This is a genomic window from Nocardia kruczakiae NBRC 101016 (assembly GCF_001612965.1).
In the GTDB taxonomy this organism is placed as follows: Bacteria; Actinomycetota; Actinomycetes; order Mycobacteriales; family Mycobacteriaceae; genus Nocardia; species Nocardia kruczakiae.
Map to the genome: position 1 here is coordinate 14,903 of NZ_BDBL01000029.1, position 21,588 is coordinate 36,490.

General features: G+C 68.6%; 20 protein-coding genes and 1 tRNA gene. 9 read left to right on the forward strand and 12 right to left on the reverse strand.

The genetic code is table 11. The features are described from left to right. Positions 1–45: 45 nt before the first annotated feature. From rpmE to argS, 7 genes are all read right to left on the reverse strand, one after another. Positions 46–291, reverse strand: coding sequence for a 50S ribosomal protein L31 (rpmE, locus tag NK1_RS20955; RefSeq protein WP_063011083.1), 246 nt, complete (start codon positions 289–291; stop codon positions 46–48). 853 nt (positions 292–1,144) lie between these two features. Beyond that, positions 1,145–3,232: a transcription termination factor Rho gene (rho, locus tag NK1_RS20960; RefSeq protein ID WP_084461298.1), complete on the reverse strand. Its 2,088-nt coding sequence runs from the start codon at positions 3,230–3,232 to the stop codon at positions 1,145–1,147. A gap of 343 nt (positions 3,233–3,575) precedes the next feature. Beyond that, positions 3,576–4,535 carry a homoserine kinase gene (gene thrB / locus NK1_RS20965; RefSeq protein ID WP_063011085.1) on the reverse strand — a complete coding sequence of 320 codons (960 nt, stop codon included), beginning with the start codon at positions 4,533–4,535 and terminating at the stop codon, positions 3,576–3,578. 25 nt (positions 4,536–4,560) lie between these two features. Continuing rightward, positions 4,561–5,658: a threonine synthase gene (gene thrC / locus NK1_RS20970; RefSeq protein ID WP_063011087.1), complete on the reverse strand. Its 1,098-nt coding sequence runs from the start codon at positions 5,656–5,658 to the stop codon at positions 4,561–4,563. Beyond that, positions 5,655–7,055 carry a homoserine dehydrogenase gene (locus tag NK1_RS20975; RefSeq protein WP_157104376.1) on the reverse strand — a complete coding sequence of 467 codons (1,401 nt, stop codon included), beginning with the start codon at positions 7,053–7,055 and terminating at the stop codon, positions 5,655–5,657. The genes thrC and NK1_RS20975 overlap by 4 nt, the downstream gene beginning before the upstream one ends. Continuing rightward, positions 7,052–8,482: a diaminopimelate decarboxylase gene (lysA, locus tag NK1_RS20980; RefSeq protein WP_063011089.1), complete on the reverse strand. Its 1,431-nt coding sequence runs from the start codon at positions 8,480–8,482 to the stop codon at positions 7,052–7,054. The genes NK1_RS20975 and lysA overlap by 4 nt, the downstream gene beginning before the upstream one ends. A 40-nt stretch (positions 8,483–8,522) precedes the next feature. Further along, positions 8,523–10,181 carry an arginine--tRNA ligase gene (gene argS, locus NK1_RS20985; protein WP_063011091.1) on the reverse strand — a complete coding sequence of 553 codons (1,659 nt, stop codon included), beginning with the start codon at positions 10,179–10,181 and terminating at the stop codon, positions 8,523–8,525. A gap of 140 nt (positions 10,182–10,321) precedes the next feature. Here argS and NK1_RS20990 point away from each other — a divergent pair, with 140 nt between their 5' ends. From NK1_RS20990 to NK1_RS21000, 3 genes are all read left to right on the forward strand, one after another. Next, positions 10,322–10,630, forward strand: coding sequence for a hypothetical protein (locus tag NK1_RS20990; RefSeq protein WP_063011093.1), 309 nt, complete (start codon positions 10,322–10,324; stop codon positions 10,628–10,630). A gap of 122 nt (positions 10,631–10,752) precedes the next feature. After that, a tRNA-Arg gene (locus tag NK1_RS20995) sits at positions 10,753–10,825 on the forward strand. A gap of 123 nt (positions 10,826–10,948) precedes the next feature. Then, positions 10,949–11,353 carry an SgcJ/EcaC family oxidoreductase gene (locus NK1_RS21000; protein WP_063011095.1) on the forward strand — a complete coding sequence of 135 codons (405 nt, stop codon included), beginning with the start codon at positions 10,949–10,951 and terminating at the stop codon, positions 11,351–11,353. Between the two features lie 15 nt (positions 11,354–11,368). Here NK1_RS21000 and NK1_RS21005 read toward each other — a convergent pair whose 3' ends face one another. Beyond that, positions 11,369–12,322, reverse strand: a complete 954-nt coding sequence (locus tag NK1_RS21005) for an undecaprenyl-diphosphate phosphatase (protein WP_063011097.1) — start codon at positions 12,320–12,322, stop codon at positions 11,369–11,371. Positions 12,323–12,382: 60 nt separating this feature from the next. After that, positions 12,383–13,810, reverse strand: a complete 1,428-nt coding sequence (locus tag NK1_RS21010) for an MFS transporter (RefSeq protein ID WP_245660715.1) — start codon at positions 13,808–13,810, stop codon at positions 12,383–12,385. Positions 13,811–13,935: 125 nt separating this feature from the next. Here NK1_RS21010 and NK1_RS21015 point away from each other — a divergent pair, with 125 nt between their 5' ends. Beyond that, positions 13,936–14,529: a TetR/AcrR family transcriptional regulator gene (locus tag NK1_RS21015; protein WP_245660716.1), complete on the forward strand. Its 594-nt coding sequence runs from the start codon at positions 13,936–13,938 to the stop codon at positions 14,527–14,529. A gap of 81 nt (positions 14,530–14,610) precedes the next feature. Then, entirely contained in the window at positions 14,611–15,099 is a 489-nt protein-coding gene (locus NK1_RS21020) for an FBP domain-containing protein (RefSeq protein ID WP_063011101.1), read from the forward strand. Between the two features lie 151 nt (positions 15,100–15,250). Here the strand turns inward: NK1_RS21020 and NK1_RS21025 are convergent, their stop codons facing one another. Further along, complete coding sequence (locus NK1_RS21025; RefSeq protein WP_063011104.1) at positions 15,251–15,826, reverse strand: TetR/AcrR family transcriptional regulator; 576 nt, start codon at positions 15,824–15,826, stop codon at positions 15,251–15,253. A 106-nt stretch (positions 15,827–15,932) separates the two neighbouring features. On the opposite strand from NK1_RS21025, the gene NK1_RS21030 reads away from it, so the two are divergent. Beyond that, positions 15,933–17,102, forward strand: a complete 1,170-nt coding sequence (locus NK1_RS21030) for an FAD-dependent oxidoreductase (RefSeq protein ID WP_063011106.1) — start codon at positions 15,933–15,935, stop codon at positions 17,100–17,102. Between the two features lie 7 nt (positions 17,103–17,109). On the opposite strand, the gene NK1_RS34640 is transcribed toward NK1_RS21030, so the two are convergent. After that, positions 17,110–17,520, reverse strand: a complete 411-nt coding sequence (locus NK1_RS34640) for a hypothetical protein (protein WP_063011107.1) — start codon at positions 17,518–17,520, stop codon at positions 17,110–17,112. A 195-nt stretch (positions 17,521–17,715) separates the two neighbouring features. Here NK1_RS34640 and NK1_RS21040 point away from each other — a divergent pair, with 195 nt between their 5' ends. Next, entirely contained in the window at positions 17,716–18,390 is a 675-nt protein-coding gene (locus tag NK1_RS21040; RefSeq protein ID WP_063011110.1) for an EthD domain-containing protein, read from the forward strand. 4 nt (positions 18,391–18,394) lie between these two features. On the opposite strand, the gene NK1_RS21045 is transcribed toward NK1_RS21040, so the two are convergent. Beyond that, on the reverse strand, positions 18,395–19,426 hold the full coding sequence (locus NK1_RS21045) for an extracellular solute-binding protein (protein WP_063011112.1): 1,032 nt from the start codon (positions 19,424–19,426) through the stop codon (positions 18,395–18,397). A 142-nt stretch (positions 19,427–19,568) separates the two neighbouring features. Between NK1_RS21045 and NK1_RS21050 the strand changes: the two genes are divergently transcribed. Both NK1_RS21050 and NK1_RS21055 read left to right on the forward strand, forming a co-directional pair. After that, the gene (locus NK1_RS21050) at positions 19,569–20,978 is read left to right on the forward strand and encodes a metallophosphoesterase (protein WP_063011114.1); all 1,410 of its coding nucleotides are present in this window, start codon (positions 19,569–19,571) and stop codon (positions 20,976–20,978) included. A 62-nt stretch (positions 20,979–21,040) separates the two neighbouring features. Next, positions 21,041–21,577, forward strand: a complete 537-nt coding sequence (locus tag NK1_RS21055; protein WP_063011116.1) for a MarR family winged helix-turn-helix transcriptional regulator — start codon at positions 21,041–21,043, stop codon at positions 21,575–21,577. Positions 21,578–21,588: the final 11 nt, after the last annotated feature.

A 21,588-nucleotide genomic window follows, 5' to 3' on the forward strand; every position in this document is an offset into this window, starting at 1 on the left:
CCAACGCCCGGCCTGCGCTGGGCAGGACGGGCGTTGGCGGGGTAGCTACTCGGCTGCCGAACTCTCGGACTGCTCGGCCTTCTTGGCGCGCTTGCCGTAGCGGGCCTCGAAGCGGGCGACGCGGCCGCCGGTGTCGAGGATCTTCTGCTTGCCGGTGTAGAACGGGTGGCACTGCGAGCAGACCTCGACGGTGATGTGGCCCGACTCCTTGGTGCTGTGAGTCTGGAAGGTGTTGCCGCAACCGCAGACAACGGTGGTCGGCACGTATGCCGGGTGAATTCCTGCCTTCATGGGTGTCCTCTCGATCTGGCCCCGGGTCGCCCGAGCCCACGGCTGTATCTGCCGTGCTGCCGTAATGGACGTGAACCGGAACCGACTAGGCGGGATGGTCTGCCGATCGCAGACGCACCGACGGTCCAGTATGCCAGAACCGCCGATACGCACTCACAACGCACCCTGTACCGCATTTGTTCCGGCATCGACACCCCGGACAGCGGCAGACCCCCAAGGAAGTAACGGCACGCGTCTTCGCGATTCTCGAGCCACGCTGAAACGAGTAGTCGGCTACTCGGGAATATGAACACCTTTGTTCGTAGATTCGTTGCAGGAAGTAGACCCATGGCAATCGAACCGACGATCCGAGGGACAGCAGTGAATTTCTCCACCGCGCGGGGGACGAGCAGGAGATCTCGATCCCCGGACGCCGGACATACCCGCCTCGGATACCGCACCCTCCGCCGGTGGCCCCGGAGCGGACATTCGAAGGAAATCGGCGCCGCGACGACGTTGGCCGCCCTGGCGGTCCTCGTCCTCGCCGGATGGCTCACGGCCTCCGGCACCCCGCCCCGCGCCGCCGTCGTGACCCCCTCCGGACCGGATCGGCCCTACGAATTCGCCGCGACCTCGATCTCCACCGGATCCATCACCGGTGCCACCGCACTGATCCTGATCGGGCTGATCGCCGGTGCCGCGGTCATCGGCCTGCTGTTCTACTCCCCTACTCCGCCCCGCCCCGGCAGACGGCGCGGTCGTCGGCGTGCACGTCTCCCGCAGACAGCAATGCGGCCCCGCCGAAGCGGGGCCGCATTATCGCGAGCCGAGCGGCACCCGCGGGTGCGCGCCGGGCGAACGTACTGCTCGTCGCCTATTCGTCCAAGGCTCCCGGTGCGGTCTTCGAGACCGTCATCAGGAATTCGACGTTGCTCTTCGACTTCTTCAAACGGTCGATGAGCAGGTCGATCGCCTGCTGCGAATCGAGGCCCGAGAGCACCCGGCGCAGCTTGTGGATGACCGCCATCTCGTCCGGCGACATCAACAGCTCGTCGTGGCGGGTGCTGGACGGGTTGATGTCGACGGCCGGGAACACGCGCCGCTCGGCGATCTTGCGATCGAGCTTGAGCTCGGCGTTACCGGTGCCCTTGAACTCCTCGAAGATCACCGTGTCACCGGTGGAACCGGTCTCCACCATGGCAGTGGCGATGATGGTCAGCGAGCCGCCGTTCTCGATGTTGCGGGCCGCGCCGAGGAACCGCTTGGGCGGGTACAGCGCGGTGGAATCCACACCACCGGACAGGATGCGACCCGAGGCCGGCGAGGAGTTGTTGTACGCACGACCCAGCCGGGTGATCGAGTCGAGCAGCACGACGACGTCCTGCCCCATCTCGACCAGGCGCTTGGCCCGCTCGATGGCGAGTTCGGCGACCGAGGTGTGATCGCTCGGCGGACGGTCGAACGTCGAGGCGATCACCTCGCCGCGCACCGAGCGCTGCATATCGGTGACCTCTTCGGGACGCTCGTCCACCAGCACCACCATCAGGTAGCACTCCGGGTTGTTGGTGGCGATCGCGTTCGCGATGTCCTGCAGGATCGTGGTCTTACCCGCCTTCGGCGGCGACACGATCAGCGCGCGCTGGCCCTTACCGATCGGCATGATCAGGTCGATCACGCGAGTGGTGAGCTTGTTCGGCGTGGTCTCGAGCCGCAGCCGCTGGTTCGGGTACAGCGGGGTGAGCTTGTTGAATTCCGGCCGGCGGCGGGCGGATTCGACATCCGAGCCGTTGACCGTGTCCAGCCGCACCAGCGGATCGAACTTCTGGCGCTGATTGCTCTGTTCGCCCTCGCGCGGAGCACGCACCGCACCGGTGATCGCGTCACCACGGCGCAGACCGTTCTTGCGCACCAGGTTCATCGACACGTAGACGTCGTTCTGGCCGGCCAGGTAGCCCGAGGTGCGCACGAACGCGTAGTTGTCGAGCACATCGAGGATGCCGGCGACCGGCTGCAGGACATCGTCCTCGCGGATCTCGACCTCGCGGCCGCCCTCGCCGCCCTCACGGTCACGTCCGCCACGACGGCGCTCCCGGAACCGGCGGCCGCGGCGCCCGCGCCCGCCTTCCTCGTCGTCCTCACCACGCTGGTCGCGGCCACGATCGCCACCGCGGGCGGCGCCGTTCTGGCCGGACTGGTTCTGGCCGCCGGACTGGTTGCGGTCGCGGCGACGATCGCCCGACTCCTGATCCGACTTGGCGTCGCCGCCCTCGGCCTTCGGTTCGGTCCTGGTCTCGGCGCGAGCCTCGCCACCGCGGTTCTCGCCACGGTTGTCGCCGCCCTCACCACGCTGGTCGCGGCCACGGCGCTGACGGCCGCGGCCGCGCTGGCCACCGTCACGGCCGGACTCGTCACCCGAATCGGCCGGGCGCGCAGCCGTTTCCGCGGTTTCCGCCTTGGCGGACGCGTTCTCGGTGCCGACACCGTCGAGAGTCTGCTGCTGGCCACGCGCGGCACCGTTGCGGGTGCCCTTCGGCGCATCGTTCCGGGCGCGTCCCTTACCGGCGGACTCGGCGGCGTTCTCGGAGGTCTGAGGGGACTCGGCCTTCGCCGCCGCACCGGATTCGGTCGCGACATTCGACGCGGACTTCACGGCGGGCTCGGCGCCCGCGTCCGCTTCGGCGGATTTCGCATCGCCCCGGCCACCACGCGCGGACTTGCCGGAGGCGGCCTGATTTTCCTTGATGGCGGCGATGAGATCGCCCTTACGCATTCCGGATGTGCCTCGGATACCGAGCTCTCCGGCAAGCGCACGCAACTGCGGCAACAACATTCCAGTCAGCCCCGATCGTGCGACGTCGGTGTGTTCGCTCATCTTCGAAATCTGTCCGGAGTCACTTTCGCGGCCGTCCGAGGGATTTGCAGTGTCCACCCCGGGTGTCGCGAGCAGGTCCGTATCTGTCACGGAGATCCTTTCCTTCCCTCGATTGCCGTGTGCATATTCGAGGGTTCGTCCCGAAGCCCGATCACTGTGCCGAGCTCGGATGCCGTATCGCCTGCCCCGCCGGACCGATGGAATCACCCACCTGGTCACGGCCACCGGTTCATTGAGTGGGAGTGATCATTCCAGTCGCTGTCCCCGACGTCGAGGTCGAAGTCCCGAGTGATTCGAGCCCCCGAGCCACCGAGCTTGAGCAAGGAGCCTGCTGGAGCGATTGCCCTGATGAAGCACCGGCGTCTGACGCGCACGATGTACGGACGTGCTCAGGATAGCTCTGTCCGACCACGTCAGCAAGGCAGCCACGCCATCAGTCCACGCTCACACCCGCGGAAATGTCGGGGTCGACCACGCGCAGACCGTCCTCCTCGGCGAGTTTGCGCAGGTCGTCCGGAAATTCTCCGGTACTCAGCGCCAGAATGGTCGGACCGGCGCCCGACACCATCGCGGCGAGTCCGGCGGTGCGCAGCCGGGTGATCCAGGCGGTGGTCAGCGGCAGCGCGGCGGCGCGATAGCCCTGGTGCAGGCGGTCCTGGGTCGCGGGCAGCAGCAGGTCGGGATGCTCGGTCAGGGCGACCACCGACAGCGCGGCGCGGCTGACGTTGAACGCGGCGTCGCCGTGCGGGACCATCTCCGGCAGCAAGCCGCGGGTGTGCGCGGTCGAGGAGCGCTCCTGGGGAATCAGCACCGTCGCGCGCAGGCGCGGGTGCGGTTCCAGCCGCACCGCGCGGTAGACGCGCTGGTGGTGCTCGACGGAACTGCTCGCGTCGAGTTCGCCCGCGCGGTCGGATTCGGTCCACGACACCACGATGCCGCCGAGCACGCTCGCGGCCGCGTTGTCGGGATGGCCCTCGAATTCCGAAGCCAGCTGCACCAATTCGGCATCCGAACCCGTCAGCGCCGGATCGAACTTCGCGGCCAGCCCGCGCGCGGCGGCGAGTCCGCCGACCGCCGCCGAGGCCGACGATCCCAGCCCTCGCGAATGCGGAATGACGTTGCGGCACACCACATCCAGCCCGTCGGCCCACACGCCCGCGGCTTCCAGGCCGCGTTCGATCGCGCGCACCACCAGATGCGAAGGGCCCCAAGGGACGTCGTCGGCACCCTCACCCTCCACTCGGATGGTAAGCCCGGAATCGGTGGTACGTACCACGATTTCGTCGTACAGCCCCAAAGCGATACCGAGCGAGTCGAATCCGGGTCCCAGATTGGCGCTGGAGGCGGGCACCTTCGCGGTAACGGTGATACCGGGCGGGAGGGTCCGCGTCATCAACTGACCTTCGCGCGCACTCAACTCAGGCCAACTCGAGCTCGCGGGCCACCGCTACCGGGTCCACCGCGATCGCCTCCACCGCGGGCATACCCAGCAGGGCGGTGTCCGGATCCTTCAGGCCGTTACCGGTGACGGTGCACACGACGGTGAGACCGGAATCGAGCCAGCCCTCCTTGCGCGCGGCCAGCAGACCGGCCACGCTGGCGGCCGAGGCGGGTTCGACGAAGACGCCTTCGGTGCTCGCGACCAGGCGATACGCCGCCAGGATCTCGTCGTCGGTAGCGGCCCGGAAGGCGCCACCGGACTGCTCCTGGGCGGCCACCGCGCTGTTCCAGGACGCGGGCGCGCCGATCCGGATCGCGGTGGCGATGGTTTCGGGGTCCTTCACCGGCGCACCGTTGACCAGCGGCGCGGCCCCGGCGGCCTGCACACCGAGCATGCGCGGGCGGCTCGTGGTGAGGCCGTCGGCGTGATACTCGCTGTAGCCCTTCCAGTACGCGGTGATGTTGCCCGCGTTGCCGACCGGCAGGGCGTGCACGTCGGGGGCCTTGCCCAGCGCGTCGCAGATCTCGAAGGCCGCGGTCTTCTGTCCCTCGATGCGGGCCGGGTTGACCGAGTTCACCAGGCCGACCTCGGGGAAGTCCGAGGTGACCTTACGGGCCAGCTCCAGGCAGTCGTCGAAATTGCCCTCGACCTGAATGATCTTGGCGCCGAGCATGACCGCCTGCGCGAGCTTGCCCATCGCGATCTTGCCCTGCGGGATCAGCACGGCGCAGTGCATGCCGGCCCGGGTGGCGTAGGCCGCCGCCGAGGCGGAGGTGTTACCCGTGGAGGCGCACAGCACCGCCTTCTGACCGCGGGCCTTGGCGTCGGTCATCGCCATGGTCATACCGCGGTCCTTGAAGGACCCGGTGGGGTTGAGGCCCTCGACCTTGAGATACACCTCGCAGCCGGTGAGCTCGGACAGGTGATGCGCGGGCACCAGCGGCGTGCCGCCCTCGTAGAGGGTGACCGGCTCCCAGTCCGCGCCGACCGCCAGGCGCTCGCGATAGGCGGCGATCAGCCCCGGCCACGGAGTGTGCACGGCCCCGGCCGACGGCGGCGCTCCTGTCTGACTCATTCCTCGGTGCCTTCCAATCTCAAGACGCTGGTCACGGATGTGACGGATTCCAGCTCGGCAAGTGCTGCCACGGTATCGGCCAGCGCCGACTCCGGCGCGTGGTGGGTGACCACGACCAGTCGGGCGCCCTCGTCGAATCCCTCCTGGCGGACCGTCGAGATGCTGACACCGTGTTCGGCGAATTTGCCGGACACCGCCTGCAGAACCCCGGTGCGGTCGGCAACCTGCAGGTTCACGTGATAGCGGGTCGGGATGTCGCCGATCGGCGCGATCGGCAGCTCAGCATAAACCGATTCACCCGGTGCGCGGCCACCGTAGAACTTGTTGCGGGCCGCCATCACCAGATCGCCCATCACCGCCGAGGCGGTCGGCGCGCCGCCCGCGCCCTGGCCGTAGAACATCAGCCGGCCGGCGTTCTCGGCCTCGACGACCACCGCGTTGAAAGCGCCGTTGACCGACGACAGCGGATGCCGCCGCGGGATCAGCGCCGGGTACACGCGCACCGACACCCGGTCCTTACCGGCGGCCGAGCTGCCCGCATCACCCGGCGCGGCGACCGCCGACCCGTCCATCGACAGGCGCTCGCCGCCGGGCATGCGCTCGCAGATGGCCAGCAGCTTCACGGTGCAGCCGACCGCCGCCGCGGTCTCCAGATCCTCGGCGGTGATCTTCGAGATGCCTTCGCGGTAGACGTCGGCGGCGGTGACGCGGGTGTGGAAGGCCAGCGAGGCCAGGATCGCGGCCTTGGCGGCGGCGTCGTAGCCCTCGACATCGGCGGTGGGATCCGCTTCGGCGTAGCCGAGCCGGGTCGCCTCGGCGAGCGTGTCGGTGTAGTCGGCGCCGGTCTCGTCCATCGCCGAGAGGATGAAATTCGTTGTGCCGTTGACGATTCCGACCACCCGGTTCACCCGGTCGCCGGACATCGACTGGATCAGCGGGCGCACCACCGGAATGGCGCCGGCGACCGCGGCCTCGAAGTACAGGTCGGCACGGCTGCCCTCGGCCGCCGCGGCCAGCTCACCGGTGTAGTCGGCCAGCAGCGCCTTGTTCGCGGTCACGACCGACTTGCCGCCGTTGAGCGCGGCCAGGATCAGCTTGCGAGCCGGATCGATACCGCCCATCACCTCGACCACCAGGTCGACGTCGTCGCGAGCGACCAGCGCTTCGGCATCGGTGGTCAGCAGCTCGGCCGGAATGCCGCGGTCGACGTCGAGGCGCCGCACCGCGACGCCGCGCAGCACCACCGGGGCGCCCACTCGCGAGCGCAGGTCGTCGGCGTGGTCGCGCAGGATGCGCACCACCTCGGTGCCGACATTGCCCATACCGAGCACCGCGACCCCGATGGGATGTTCGATCCCGAACGCACCGCCCCGGGCCTGGTTCGTCAGCTCGGTCATGAGTGCACCTCCGTCGCTTCCAGGCTCATCAGATCCGCCACCGTCTCACGGCGCAGCAACAGCCGTGCCTGCCCGTCGCGGACCGCGACCACGGCCGGGCGGGTGAGCATGTTGTAGCGGCTGGCCATCGAATAGCAGTACGCGCCCGTGGCCGCGACCGCAACCAGGTCGCCCGGCCCGACGTCGGCCGGCATCCAGGTGTCGCGGATGACGATATCGCCGCTCTCACAATGCTTTCCGACCACGCGCGCCACCACGGGGGCGGACTCGCTGGAGCGGGAGACCAGCCGGCAGTCGTAGTCGGCCTGATACAGCGCGGGACGGATGTTGTCGCTCATCCCGCCGTCGACGCTGACGTAGCGGCGCTGCGCGCCGGCGTCGAGCGAGACGTCCTTGGTGGTACCCACCTCGTAGAGGGTGACCGTGCCCGGCCCGGCGATCGCGCGGCCCGGCTCCACCGCGATGGTCGGGGTGGGCAGGCCGATCTGCGCCGCCTCCACCTCGACGAGGTCGCGCACCTTCGCGGCGAATTCGTCCAGCGGCGGCGGATCGTCGCTCGGCAGATACGAAATGCCCAGTCCGCCACCGAGATCCAGGATCGCGATCTGCTCGGTGCGCTCGACGCCGAACTTCTCGATGGCATCGCGCAGCAGTCGCAACATGCGCCGCGCGGAGATCTCGAATCCGTCGATGTCGAAGATCTGCGATCCGATATGGCTGTGCAGGCCGACCAGGCGCAGATTGTCCGCCTCGAAGACCCGGGCCAACGCCTCCATCGCATCGCCGCCGGCGATCGAGAAGCCGAACTTCTGATCCTCGTGCGCGGTCGAAATGTATTCGTGGGTATGCGCTTCCACGCCGACCGTGACGCGGACCAGCACGTCCTGCACCACGCCCGCGCGGGCGGCGACCGCCTCCAGGCGCTCGATCTCGATCAGCGAGTCGACGACGACGTGCCCGACGCCCGCCGCCACGGCCTGCTCCAGTTCGGCGACCGATTTGTTGTTGCCGTGCAACGCGATTCGCTCGGCCGGGAAACCGCCGTGCAGCGCCACCGCCAGCTCGCCGCCGGAGCACACGTCCAGGTGCAAGCCCTCGTCGCGCACCCAGCGTGCGATCTCGCCGGACAGAAATGCCTTGGAGGCGTAGTGAACTCGCGCGCCGGGACCGAAGGCGCGGACCATATCGCGGCAGCGGGAGCGGAAGTCGTCCTCGTCGACCACGAACAGCGGCGTGCCGAATTCGGCGGCGAGCTGCGTGACGGGCACACCGGCCAGGCGCACCACACCCGCGGCGTCACGAGAGGCGTTGCGCGGCCACACCTTGTCGGGCAGGTCGATCATCTCGCGGGGGTCCGCGGGCCGCTCCGGCAGGTTGGGGGCGTGGGGGATCTCGGCGTGCCGAGGTCCCGCCGGATGCGCACTCACAATAATTCCTTCCTCACACGATGACCTGACCGACGGCGGTTCACATGCGCTCCGGGGCGGATACGCCCAGCAGCGCAAGGCCGTTGGACAGCACCTGACGGGTGGCGTCGACCAGTTGCAGGCGGGCGGCGTTGACCGGCAGGACCGGGTCGTCGTTCTGCGGCAGAATCCGCAGCGTCTTGTTGGTCTGGAAGCGGTGGTAGGCGCCCGCCAGTTCCTCCAGATAACGGGCCACGCGGTGCGGTTCGCGCAGACTCGCCGCACTCGCCACCACGGCCGGGAACTCGCCGAGGGTGCGGATCAGCTCGCCCTCCTCGTCGGCGACCAGCAGGCCGAGATCCGGTGTGACACCGGCGAATCCGAAGTCGGTGGCATTGCGGGCGACCGCGCAGGTGCGGGCGTGCGCGTACTGCACGTAGTAGACCGGATTCTCACTGCTCTGCTTGGTCCACAGATCCAGGTCGATATCGATGCTCGAGTTCACCGAACTGCGCACCAGCACGTAGCGGGCGGCGTCCACACCGATCGCCTCGACCAGATCGTCGAGGGTGACCACCGTGCCCGCGCGCTTGCTCATCCGCACCGCCACGCCGTCGCGCACCAGGTTCACCATCTGGCCGATCAGCACCTCGACGGTGTTCGGATCGTCGCCGAACGCGGCCGCCGCCGCCTTCAGCCGGCCGATGTAGCCGTGATGGTCGGCGCCGAGCATGTAGATGCAGAGGTCGAACCCGCGCGAGCGCTTGTTCTGGAAATAGGCGATATCGCCACCGATATAGGCGGACTTGCCGTCACTCTTGATGACGACGCGGTCCTTGTCGTCACCGTATTCGGTGCTGGCGATCCACCAGGCACCGTCCTTCTCGTACAGATTGCCCGAGGCCTTGAGCTGGTCGAGCGCCTTCTCCACGGCGCCGGAGGCGAACAGCGAACTCTCGTTGAAGTAAACGTCGAAATCGGTGCCGAAATCGTGCAGCGTCTGCTTGATGTGGGCGAACATCAGCTCCACACCCTCGCGGCGGAACAGTTCGTGCCGCTCGTTCTCCGGCAGACTCGCCGCGTCCGGATGCGCCGCGGTGATCTGACCCGCGATCTCGGAGATGTAGGCGCCGGCGTAGCCGTTCTCCGGGGTGGGCGCGCCGGTGGCGGCGGCGACCAGCGATTCGGCGAAGCGGTCGATCTGCGCGCCGTGGTCGTTGAAGTAGTACTCCCGGGTCACGTCGGCGCCCTGAGCGGCCAGGATGCGACCCAGCGCATCGCCGACCGAGGCCCAGCGGGTACCGCCGAGGTGGACCGGGCCGGTCGGATTGGCGGAGACGAACTCCAGGTTGATCTTGGTGCCGGTGAGCGCCTGCGCGGTGCCGTAGGCGGCGCCCGCGGCGCGGATCTGCTCCACGATGGCGCCCTGGGCGGCCGCGGCGAGGCGGATGTTGAGGAAGCCCGGACCGGCCACGTCGGCGGATTCGACGCCGTCGGTGGCGGCCAGCGCGTCGGCCAGCAGACCGGCCAGTTCGCGCGGATTCATTCCGGCCTTCTTACCCACCTGCATGGCCACATTCGTGGCATAGTCTCCGTGTTCCGGATTACGGGGACGCTCCACCTTGACCTCGTCGGGCAGGACCGCAGGGTCGGATCCACGTTCGACGAGCACCTTCGCCGCGGTCGCACGAAGGAGTTCTGCAAGGTCAGCTGGAGTCACGAGTCTCTATCCTATGGTCCGAGCGGGTGTGCGCCGTCAGCGGGCACCTGCTCGGCGCACCCGGCATCCGGCACCGGCGGCCCCGGCCGTCGTTCCGACACCGCGAGAACCACCGACGCACCCGAAGAGAGCGCCAACCGATGCCGAACACCAGCGCGAAATCAGCCAAGGCGATTCGTGCCGCCGCCAAATCCGCCCCCGGCGGGGCGTACAACGGCAATTCCAACCCGCCGAAGCACCGGCGTGTTCCCTGGGCGCTGGTCGGCGCGGTCGTGGTGATCGCCGTACTGGTCGTCGCGCTGGTCGTCTATTTCGTCCCCAAGTCGCGCCACCACGCCGACGAGGAGAAGGCCGTCCCGCCCACCGGCCAGATGGACGAAGTCCCCGCCGGTATCCCCGGCATTCCCGCCATCCCCGGTATGCCGGGTGCGCCGATGCCGACGCGGTAGTGCCGTGACGCCGAACTGAATCCCTGCTCGGACCTGTCTTTTGGCGCACGCCGTGTGATGCGATACGCTTTCCCCGCCCGATCGGACGACGTATCCACTGGTGTCGACCGGGTCCAATCCCCGCCCTCGTAGCTCAGGGGATAGAGCGTCTGCCTCCGGAGCAGAAGGCCGCAGGTTCGAATCCTGCCGAGGGCACAGAACGCGAGGTCCCGACCGATCCGGTCGGGACCTTTCTCGTTTGTCGATTCTGGGGATGCTCGCGCGTCGGAGAGGTGTATGGCCCGAACAAGGACCCCGCCGACGAACGAAGGACATGCCATGACCACGACTCGAACCGACGACTCGGCCGCCATCGCGCAGATCTTGGCCGATCAGTACAAGGCCTGGGCGGCCGGGGACGCGGACGCTTTCGTCGCCGACTACGCCGAAAACGCCACGGTGATCATGCCGGGGACCGCTCGGCGCAGCCGGGCGGAGATCCGGCAGGGTATGGCGGACAGTTTCGCGACCGCCCTCGCGAACTCGACCGTCACCGATGACATCGAAGATATCCGGTTCCTCGGCGCGGATCACGCTGTCGTCATCAGCAGGGCCGCCATTCTGTTCGCCGGCGAAACCGACGTACCAGCGGACCGATACGTGAACGCGACCTGGGTCCTGCACCGGCGGGACGGCAAGTGGACGGTTGCCGCGTATCACAACAGTCCGGCCGCGGCGCGCTAGCGGCCCGGCGGGAAGTCACCCGAATCGAATGATCGACACCACCCCCACGATCACGCAGTACGCCGCGAACGGCAGCAGGGTCCGGGTCCGGAAATACCGTTCGAGGTAGCGGACGGCGAGCCAGGATGTCACGCCGGAGACGACGGCGCCGACGATGATCGGGCCCCAGATCACCTCTGCGCGTGGGGTTATCAGGTCGGGGAGGTCGACGATCCCGGCGCCGAAGATCGCGGGGGTGGCGAGGAGGAAGGCGAATTTGGCGGCGTGTTCGTGCTCCAGACCGCGCCAGAGGCCGCCGACCATGGTGAGGCCGGCCCGGCTGAAGCCGGTGAGGAGCGCACCGGCTTGGGCCAGGCCGATGCCGACGGCGTCCCGGGAGTCGAGGGCCGCGAGGCGACGGTCGGATTGCGGCAGGGAAAGCGTTGTGGCCGTGCGCGTTCGGCGGTTCGCCTGGTTCAGGGCCACGCGCCGGCCGTATTCGGCGAGGGTCGGCTCGTTGCGGCGACGCAGACCCTCGCCGACGACCAGCACCATGCCGTTGACGGTCAGGAAGGCCGCGGCGCACAAGGGAGCGGCGAAGACGTCGTGCAGCGGATGTTCCAGCAGCGGATGTTCCAGCAGCGGACCGAGAATCGCGACCGGCACGGTCGCGATCACGATCAACCAGGCCAGCCGTTGCGGCACGGTGTCCAGCCGCCTGGTCCGCACCATCTCGACGAATCCGGCGGCGATCGCGCACCACTCCCGCCAGTAGTAGATCACCAGCGCGACCGCCGTCGCCACGTGCAGAGCGACGACGAACGCCAGATAGGTTGCGGCCGAATCGGTTCCGCCCCGGCCGGGCAACGCTCCCCATCGACCTCCCAGCCAGGCCGCCACGAGGACCGAATGTCCGAGACTGGAGATCGGGAACAGCTCGGTGAAGCCCTGCACCGCGCCGATGACCATCGCTTGAAAATAGGTGAGCATCGCAACGAGTTTCGCACGGCAGGTGGCCCTCGGAAGTTCCGAGGGCCACCGTCCGGTCACTCACCGTTGCGCTCGCACACTGCGAAATGTCGACGCCACGAGCAAGGTCAGCACCGCGATCCCGGCCGCCGCGGCGAAGGCGGTCGTGATACCGGAGACGAGCACGTGCACGGCCGATCCGGACGCGGCGCGCACAGCGGTGCCGAATACCGTGACCAGCACCGCCAGCCCCAGCGCGGCACCGGTCTGCTGCAAAGTCTGCAGCGCGCCACCCGCCGCACCGGCCTCCTCGGGCGCCACATTCGCCATGATGATCACGTTCAGCGGCGAAAAGGCCAGGCCGATACCGCATCCCATCAACACCGTCGCCACCGCGAGCAGCGGGAAGTAACCGGTATCGGTATCGAGCAGGGTGAGCAGCGCCAGCCCGGCGATCATCGCGGACGTGCCCACCAGCGTCACCGGTTTGGGACCGAAGCGCGGCAGCAGGCGCGGAATCAGCCGGATCATCGCGAACATCGTCACCGCGGTCGGAAGGAAGGCGAAACCCGTTGCCAGCGCGCTCATTCCCCGCACTTCCTGCAGATACTGGGTGAGGAAGAAGAACATCGAGGTACCCGCCATCGGCCCCAGGAACATGTTGGCGTACGCGGCGGCGCGATTGCGGTCGGCGAACAGGTGCAGCGGCAGCAGCGGTTGTGCGGCCCGGCGCTCGATCAGCAGGAACGCCACCAGCGCCAGCACGCCGGCCGCCAGCGACACATCGGTCGTCACATTGTCCCAGCCGTGCGCCGCGGCGCTGATGAAGCCGTAGACCAGCGCGGCCACCGCACCCGTCGCGGTCACCGCTCCGGGCAGGTCGAGGTGGGCGCGACGGCGCGGCGCGTCGGGCAGGTACCGCGCCGCCAGCAGCGCCACGGCCAGTCCGAACGGCACGTTGATGAACAGCACCGAGCGCCAGCTCAGCCACTGGGTCAGCAGTCCGCCCAGGATCAGCCCGATCGCGAATCCCGCACTGGACATTCCGGAGAACAGCGCGAGCACCCGGACCCGCATCTTCGGATCGGCGAAGGTCGTGGTCAGCAGGGCGAGGGTGTTCGGACCGGCCATCGCACCGCCGAGGCCCTGCACGATGCGAGCGACGATCAGCCAGGCTGCCGACGGTGCCAGCCCGCCGCCGAGGGAAGCGAGGGTGAAGAGCACGGTTCCGAGGATGAACATGCGCCGGCGCCCGAACAGATCGCCGGCCCGGCCGCCGAGTAGCAGCAGCCCGCCGAAGACCAGGGTGTAGGCGTTCATCACCCAGGACAGGCCGGTGGCAGTGAAGTGCAGATCGTGCTGAATGCGCGGCAGCGCCACGTTCATCACGGTGATGTCGAGCACGATCATCAACTGGCAGGTCAGCAGCGTGGCCAGAACGATGCCGGAGCGCAGCCGCCCGGGCGGTGCGCCGACCTGCGTGGATGAGGAAATCGTGGAGGTAGTCAAGGGGGCTCCATCGGATGCGGAACTAAACGGAGAATGTCTCCGTTTCCAATGGAGATAGCATATGGAGAAGTTCTCCGGTTACGCAAGACTAAGCGGAGAGTTCATCCGTTTCCACTGGAGGAATCGTGAGCGCACCGTCGACACAGGGGTCCGGGCGCGCGGCGCCGCCGCGTCCGATGCGCGCGGATGCGCGGCGCAACTACGAGCGCATACTCGAGTGCGCGCGGGAGGCGTTCGCCGAACACGGCCCGGAGGCGCCCCTGGACGAGGTGGCGCGCCGAGCCGCGGTGGGTCCGGGCACCCTCTATCGCCACTTTCCCAATCGGGACGCGCTCATCGAGGCGGTCTATCGATCGAGCATCGAGGCATTGGCCGAACTCGCCGCCGAGCTGACCGAAACCCTCTCCCCCCTCGACGCTCTGGAGCAGTGGTTCCGCGCCCAGGTGCGGTTCGTGATGGACAAACGCAGTCTGGCGGTGACCCTCAAGGCGGCCATCGACCGCGGATCGCAGACCTTCACGCTGTGTTCGAATCTGATCACCGACGCCGCGACGGCGGTCCTGCAACCCGCCCAGGACGCCGGACTGGTCCGTCCGGAGATCGAACCGCGCGATCTGTTGCGCCTGGGCCACGGCATCGGCGTCGCGTGCGAAACCTCACCCGATGCGGCAGAACGGCTGATCACGGTCACCCTCGCCGGACTGCGCAGCACCGGCTGAGCCGATATTCGATTGCCCGCCGGGACCGGCGGCCGTAGCCTCGCTCCGTTTTCCGTTCATCCATTCGGAAGGAGTGAACACGTGCAACCACTGACCGAACGCGAGATCCGCTCGTCGTTCGTCAACTGTTCCAAGGGCGATGCCAAACGCATGCCGGTCCCCCGGGATCTGGACACACAACCCTGGGAGGACCTGGACTTCTTCGGCTGGAACGACCGGTCGATGCCGGGCCGCGCGTATCTGGTGACCCCGCAGGACGATCGGCTGGTCGGCGTGGCCTTGCGCTACGAGACGGGCGGATCCGGCCGGGCCCAGCTCTGCTCGATCTGCCTGACCACGCACACCGGTACCGGGGTGTCGCTGCTCACCGCGCACAAGGTCGGCGAATCGGGGCGGCGCGGTAACTCGATCGGCATCTACATGTGCACCGATCTGGCCTGTTCGCTGTACGCGCGCAACAAGAAGCGCCCGGCGCTGGGCAACCGCTACCGCGAGGATCTGACCGACGAGGAGAAGGCCGAACGGGTGCGCACCAACCTGCGCGCATTCGTCGAGCGCCTCTACAGCTGACCGAACAGGACAGCGTCCACCCGATCGAACGGAGGTAGATGCCGTGCGCCGACACTCGAGGACCGCACCGCAGCCCTGATGCCCCGAGCCCGCACTGCCGGACTCGGGGCATTGTCATATCCGTTCCCGGCCCATCGCACCGGGACCCATCTCATCTCGGCACCGACACCAGATACCGCTGCACCGTCGCGCCGATCTCCGCGACTATCTCCTCGGCCGTCAACGCCACCACCGGCGGCAGGCGCAAAACATAGCGGCACACCGCCAGTCCCAGAATCTGCGTGACCACCAATCCGGCTCGCCGCGGCGCGTCCGCGGGATCGCCGACGCGGGTCACCATCGGCATCAGCTGTTCGGCGAAGACGCGTTGAAACCGTTGCGCCACAGTCTCGTCCGACACCGAAGAACGCAACAGGGTCAGCAGCAGTTCGTTACCCGGTGGCGTCTCCCACAGTTCCAGGAAGCGCCGGGCGACCGTCGCACCCAGCTCGTCCTCGGCCACCGCGGCCAGATCCGGCAGGGCGAGATCGACATCGAGCGCCGCGTCGAACAGGCCGTCCTTGTTGCCGTAGTACCGCATCACCATCGACGGATCGATGCCGGCGTCGGCGGCGATCGCCCGAATGGTCGCTTTGGCGTATCCCTCGCGGGCGAAATGCCGGCGAGCCGCCTCCAGAATCGCCGCGCGAGTGGCGTCCGAGCGGCGCGGCACAGTGTCTTCACTCATGCCTACAACCGTAGGCCAACAGCTGTTGACTTTCCATCCCGGGCCGCCTTATTCTTATGTCAACAGCCGTTGGCCAACATTTGTTGGCAAACCTCAGGGAGTAGTCATGAGCAGCACCGTTCCCGCCACCGCCGCGATCGTCATCGTCGGCGCCGGACCCGCCGGACTGACCGCCGCGATCGCACTCGCCGATGCCGGTGCCGACGTGGTTCTGCTGGATCGACTCGCCGCCGGGGCGAACACGTCCCGCGCCGCGGTCGTCCATGCCCGGACGCTGGAGGTCCTCGACGAACTGGGCATCGCCACGACTTTGCACGACCTCGGACTCGAGGTGCCGCGCTTCGTCATGTACGAAGGCGCCGATCGGCTGACCACCATCGGCTTCTCCGAACTGCCGACACCGTTTCCCTTCACGCTGATGATCGGCCAGGAGACGACCGAGGCCGTCCTGCTCGACCGGCTGCACCGGGCGGGCGGAACGGTCGTGCGCCCCGTGGAGGTCACCGAGGTGATACCGGGCGAGGACTTCGTCACCGTCGAATTCACCGATGCCACAGGGCAATCCGGATCGATCCGCGCCGAGTACGTGATCGGCGCGGACGGGATGCACAGCCAAGTCCGCGAGGCGGCGGGAATCGGCTTCACCGGCGCCACCTATCCGGAATCGTTCGTCCTGGCCGATGTGCGGATGGACTGGCCCGCCTCGCGCGACGAGGTATCGCTGCACGTCTCGCCGGAGGGCATCGTGGTGGTCGCGCCCTTGCCGGATACCGAGCACGATCGTTTCCGCATCGTCGCCACCGTCGCCGAGGCACCCGAACATCCCACCCGCGCGCAGGTCCAAGCACTGCTGGATGCCCGCTGCCCCGGCGCCACGGTGCGAGAGGTGCTGTGGAGCTCACGTTTTCGCGTGCACCACCGAGTGGCCGACCGCTATCGCGCCGGGCGGATCCTGCTGGCCGGGGATGCCGCACATGTGCACAGCCCGGCCGGTGGGCAGGGAATGAACACCGGGATCCAGGATGCGGCCCTGCTGGGCACGCTGCTGGCCCGGGTCCTGGGCGGCGAACCCGACGCGCTGCTCGACGACTACGAGCGCACCCGCCGCCCGGTCGCGCTGGACGTGGTGGCCTTCACCGATCGCATGACCCGGATGGCGACGCTGCGCCCGCGACCGGCCCGCGTGCTGCGCAACACCGCGATCCGCCTCGTCACCCGCATCCCGGCGGTACGCACGGCGCTGGCCTACCGGCTCGCCGAACTCGCCAACCGATGAAAAACGCTCAGGCGCAGGCCAGTCCGAACTCCGCGGTCGCGGTCCGGCCGGTCACCACATCGACCTGCTGGGCGGGGTCGGTGGCCAGCCGGCATCCCATCGGCACCGACGTCACCTGAACCTGATAGCAGTCGGCGGCCACATCCTGGTGGGCCTTGCCGTCGCGGCCGGTGGTCAGGGTGGCCAGCACCGATCCGGCCTGACAGGTGGTGATGCCCGCGGCGAGTCCGGCGGCGGCGTATTTCTCGGGACCGTGGGTGGCCACCACCTCGATCGTGCCGTTGGTGCCGTGGTCGGCAGCCGCGGGCGCGGACGCGGGCGCCGATGTCTTCGCCGGTGCGCGGTCGGCCTCGGCGGAGCAGGCGAGCGCGGGTAGTACGGCGGCACACAGCGTCATCGCGAACAGTATGCGGCGCACCTGGTCTCCTCTCACCGGACGGATATCGCTCTCACTGTAGGCGACCGAGCCCTCCGGACCGGCACACGCTCGCGGCGATCCGGCCCGGCGATTCGGTCCCGGTGAGCGGGACCGGGTTCGGCGAATCGCGAGTGCCGCACGGTAGACGGAATTACCGTCGTCGCTGCCGAACGCAGTTCCCCGAAAGGATCCGGCATGAAATTGATGTACGCCCTCTGGGGGCCGGATCTCGCGGACACCCTGCACGCGCCGGAGTTCCACCGGCGGCTGGCCGCCGCGGGGGCGACCGAACTCCAGGTCAACATCGGCGACGCCGACGTCGCGGCCGCACAACTGCGGGTGAGTACCTACGACGAACCCGTCGCCGCGATCGTCGGCATCTGGAGCGAGGGGCAGAACGGGCCGATCACCGATGTGCTCAGCGGCGTCGCCGAGCGGATCAACGGCTGGATCGTGGACGAACGCGAACCGCTCACCACCGCGCGGCCCCCGGACGGAACCCGCTACGAGGCGCTGGCCAATATCGCGCTGCTGCGGATTCCGCAGGAGCTGACCCGCGCCGAATGGCTGCGCAATTGGCAGGACCGGCATACCACCGTGGCCATCGAAACCCAGGCCACCTTCGGTTATGTGCAGAACACCGTGGTCGCGGCGGTCACTCCGGGTCCGCGGGTGGACGCGCTGGTCGAAGAACTGTTCCCGATGGACGCGATGACCGACCAGCACGCGTTCTGGGGCAGCGGCGGTGACGACGCGGAGTTGCAGCGCCGCGCCGGTCGCATGATGGCCAGCGTCGCGACCTTCGGCGCCGACCGCGATCTCGACGTCATTCCGACCAGCAGGTACCGCTACGACCTGACCGCCTCGTAGCGGATCAGAGCAACCCCGCCTCGCGCATCAACGCCTCGACTCGCTCCGGGTCGAGTTCGCTCGGATTCACGCGCGGCGGGTCCAGTGAATCCAGCGGCGGCAGGGCCGGATCGGCGGGGACACCGACGGCCACCGGATACTCCATGGCCGCACCGCCGCTGAGCAGTCGCTGCCCGGCCGCGGCCGTCACGAATCGCACGAACCGCTGGGCCTCGGCGGCGTGCCGGCTCGACTTCAGCACGCCCGCGCCGGACAGCGAGAGGTATCCGCCCGGGTCCCCGCCGCGGAAATAGTGCGGCGCCGAGGGCCCGGTGATCCGCTCGGGCGCGAGCTGGTCGCGGTACCAGTCGGTGGCGAAGACCAGCGCGCCGCCGACCCCGCCCGCGCCGACCGCCTTCAGTGCCGCGAAGCCGTTGGGCGCGACGGTGGCGTTGTCCTTCACCCCGTGCAGCCACGCGCGCGTGGTGTTCTCGCCGTCGAGGGCCAGCAGCGCGGCCACGATCGCCTGGAAGTCCGCACCGTGCGAATCGGCGGTCCAGCGGCCGTGCCACCGCGGCTGTTGCAGGTCCAGCAAGCCTGCGGGCAGTTCGGCGGGCGGGATCTTCCCCGGATGGAAGACGAAAGCCGTCGACCGCGCGGCGATTCCGGTCCACTGCCCCGAACTCGGACGGAACTGTTCGGGCACCTGCGCGAGGGTGGCGGGGTCGAGGCCGGCGAACAGGCCGGCGCGCTCCATCCGGGCCATCGCCGGTGAATTCTCGGTGAGAACCACATCGGCCGGCGATCGGTCGCCCTCGGCCAGCACCTGATCGGCGACTTCGGCGTCGGCGCCGTCGCGTACCGTCACCCGGATTCCGGTCTGCTCGGTGAAGGCGTCGGCCCACTGCCGGGTCAGGCGCTGATCATGCGCGTTGTAGACCACGATCTCCGGTTCCTCCGAGGACGCCGAACACGCGGTGATCACGGCCGAGGCGGCCAGCGCCACCACACCGAGCACGAGTTTCCACCGACGTTCGCGCTGCTGCGCCGCTGCCATGGACCGTCCTTCCGATCGGAAATTGCGCCGAGGCGACCGGCTAGCCAACCTACCCGGTGAGTCGGCGGCCCGACACGCGGTATGGCGTCGGTCCGGTTAGGGTCGGGCGTGGATCGGTATCGACACCCACGAGGGAGCGACGATGACCTGTTGCGGGCCGAATCGCCGCCGCCTGCTCGCGGGCCTGGCCGCCGCGGCCGCCGTACCGCTCGCAGTCCCGAGTTCAGCTCGGGCACAGGCGAATTCACTGCGCGCGACGGATCTGGAGGTGGTCACGCTCACCGACACGTCGGCGATCATCACCTGGACGACACTCGCCGCCGATGCGTCGGGAGCCCCCGTCCCGGTCGAGGCCGGCACCGAGATCCGCTTGGCCCCTGCGGATTCCGCCGGGCCCGCCCGGACGGTCCCCCTGGCCGGGGCCGATCGGACGCCGTATCACTACGCCCAGATCGAGGGCCTGGAGCCGGGCCGGCGATATCGATTCGAGGCGTGGTCGGACGGGGTGCGGGCGGTACCGGCCCCGGAGCTGGTCACTCATCTGCCCGGCGCACCCGAAAGCAGCGGTGAATTCACCACTCTCGTCGCTCCCCCGGGCCGGCTGCTGCGCACCCTCGCGCTCTGCAACGACGTGCACATCGGTGAGGAGACCAGCGGCATCATCGCCGCCGGGCTGCCGCCGGGCGTGCGACAGGAACCGGGACTGCCGCCGTACCCCGAGGTGATGCTGGCGGCATTGCTCGACGATCTGCGCCGTCCTGATCGCGGCGCCGACCATCTGATCCTGGCCGGTGATCTGACCGCGGAAGCCACCCCCGAGCAGACCCGGACGGTGCGAAATCGGCTGGACGCCTGGGGAATCGAGGGGCGGGACTGGTTCGCCGCACGCGGCAATCACGACCGTCCCCATACCGGCGCCGACTACGCCGGCTGTCCGGCGGTGACGGCCGGCCACTACGACTGCTGGGGCGAATCCTTCCTGCCCCCGGCACAATCGAGCGAACATCGACTCGGCGGGCTGCGGCTGATCGGACTCGACACCACCGAACTCGACGGCTCCGGGGGCAGTATCGGTCCCGAGCAATTCGATCGCCTGCGCGAGTCGCTGCGTCGCGATCCCGATCGGCCGACGGTCGTCTTCGGGCATCATCCGGTCACCGCGGAATCGGGGCTGACCAATCTCGCCGGGCCGAATTTCGTGCTGAATCGATCGGACGCGCTGACCCTGCAGCAGCTGTATCAGTCGACGCCGGGGGTGTTCTTCCACCATGCGGGCCATACCCACCGCAATCGCCGCACCCGGCCAGACATCCCGCTCCGGGTGGAATTCCTGGAAGTGGGCGCGGTGAAGGAGTATCCGGGCGGCTACACCCTGCTGCGCCTCTACGAGGGCGGTTACATGGTCAATTTCTACAAAACCCGCACCCCGGACGCGCGGCGGTGGAGCACCCGAAGCCGGGCCGAATATCTGGGACTGATGCCCGAGTACACGCTGGGAAGCACCGCCGATCGCAACCACGTTGTCCTCGGTGACCTTTCGGGACTGTCCTGAATCACCGATCCGGCGACTCCGGACCGCAGCGTGGGAGCGGGCGGGCAAATACACTCGGCGGTATGGCCGCACCCCGCCCGCTTCCGCTGGACCCCATCGAAGAGGCCCACCGCCAGTGGACCTCGCACGGCTGGGGCGATGTCGCCGACGGCATGGCCGCGGTGACCTCGCTGGTGCGTGCCCAGCAGATCGTGATGGCCCGGGTGGACGAGGCGCTGCGCCCGTCGGGGCTGACCTTCTCCCGCTACGAATTGCTGACGCTGCTCGGCTTCAGCAAGTCCGGGGCGCTGCCGATGGCGACCGCCAGCGCCCGGCTGCAGGTCCACCCGACGAGTGTCACCAATACCGTCGATCGGCTCGAAGCGGCCCAACTGGTCAAACGAGTACCGCACCCCAGCGACCGCCGGGCAACCCTGATCGAGATCACGGCCGCCGGCCGAGATCTGGCGGCCGCGGCCACCCGGGAATTGAACGAGAAGGTCTTCGCCCAGCCGGGCCTGCCTCCGGAGCGTCTCCAGCTGCTGCTGCAACTGCTCGCGGAATTCCGGCGCGAGGCGGGTGACTTCGACAGCGGCGATACGCCGACCCGGTGGGCCTGAGGGTCGACTCG

Excerpts from the sequence above, each read along its gene's own strand:
- rpmE (WP_063011083.1), bottom strand. The coding sequence starts at position 291 with ATGAAGGCAGGAATTCACCCGGCATACGTGCCGACCACCGTTGTCTGC.
- thrB (WP_063011085.1), bottom strand. The coding sequence starts at position 4,535 with ATGACGCGGACCCTCCCGCCCGGTATCACCGTTACCGCGAAGGTGCCC.
- thrC (WP_063011087.1), bottom strand. The coding sequence starts at position 5,658 with ATGAGTCAGACAGGAGCGCCGCCGTCGGCCGGGGCCGTGCACACTCCG.
- NK1_RS20975 (WP_157104376.1), bottom strand. The coding sequence starts at position 7,055 with ATGACCGAGCTGACGAACCAGGCCCGGGGCGGTGCGTTCGGGATCGAA.
- NK1_RS20990 (WP_063011093.1), top strand. The coding sequence starts at position 10,322 with ATGCCGAACACCAGCGCGAAATCAGCCAAGGCGATTCGTGCCGCCGCC.
- NK1_RS21000 (WP_063011095.1), top strand. The coding sequence starts at position 10,949 with ATGACCACGACTCGAACCGACGACTCGGCCGCCATCGCGCAGATCTTG.
- NK1_RS21005 (WP_063011097.1), bottom strand. The coding sequence starts at position 12,322 with ATGCTCACCTATTTTCAAGCGATGGTCATCGGCGCGGTGCAGGGCTTC.
- NK1_RS21025 (WP_063011104.1), bottom strand. The coding sequence starts at position 15,826 with ATGAGTGAAGACACTGTGCCGCGCCGCTCGGACGCCACTCGCGCGGCG.
- NK1_RS21030 (WP_063011106.1), top strand. The coding sequence starts at position 15,933 with ATGAGCAGCACCGTTCCCGCCACCGCCGCGATCGTCATCGTCGGCGCC.
- NK1_RS21040 (WP_063011110.1), top strand. The coding sequence starts at position 17,716 with ATGAAATTGATGTACGCCCTCTGGGGGCCGGATCTCGCGGACACCCTG.
- NK1_RS21045 (WP_063011112.1), bottom strand. The coding sequence starts at position 19,426 with ATGGCAGCGGCGCAGCAGCGCGAACGTCGGTGGAAACTCGTGCTCGGT.
- NK1_RS21050 (WP_063011114.1), top strand. The coding sequence starts at position 19,569 with ATGACCTGTTGCGGGCCGAATCGCCGCCGCCTGCTCGCGGGCCTGGCC.
- NK1_RS21055 (WP_063011116.1), top strand. The coding sequence starts at position 21,041 with ATGGCCGCACCCCGCCCGCTTCCGCTGGACCCCATCGAAGAGGCCCAC.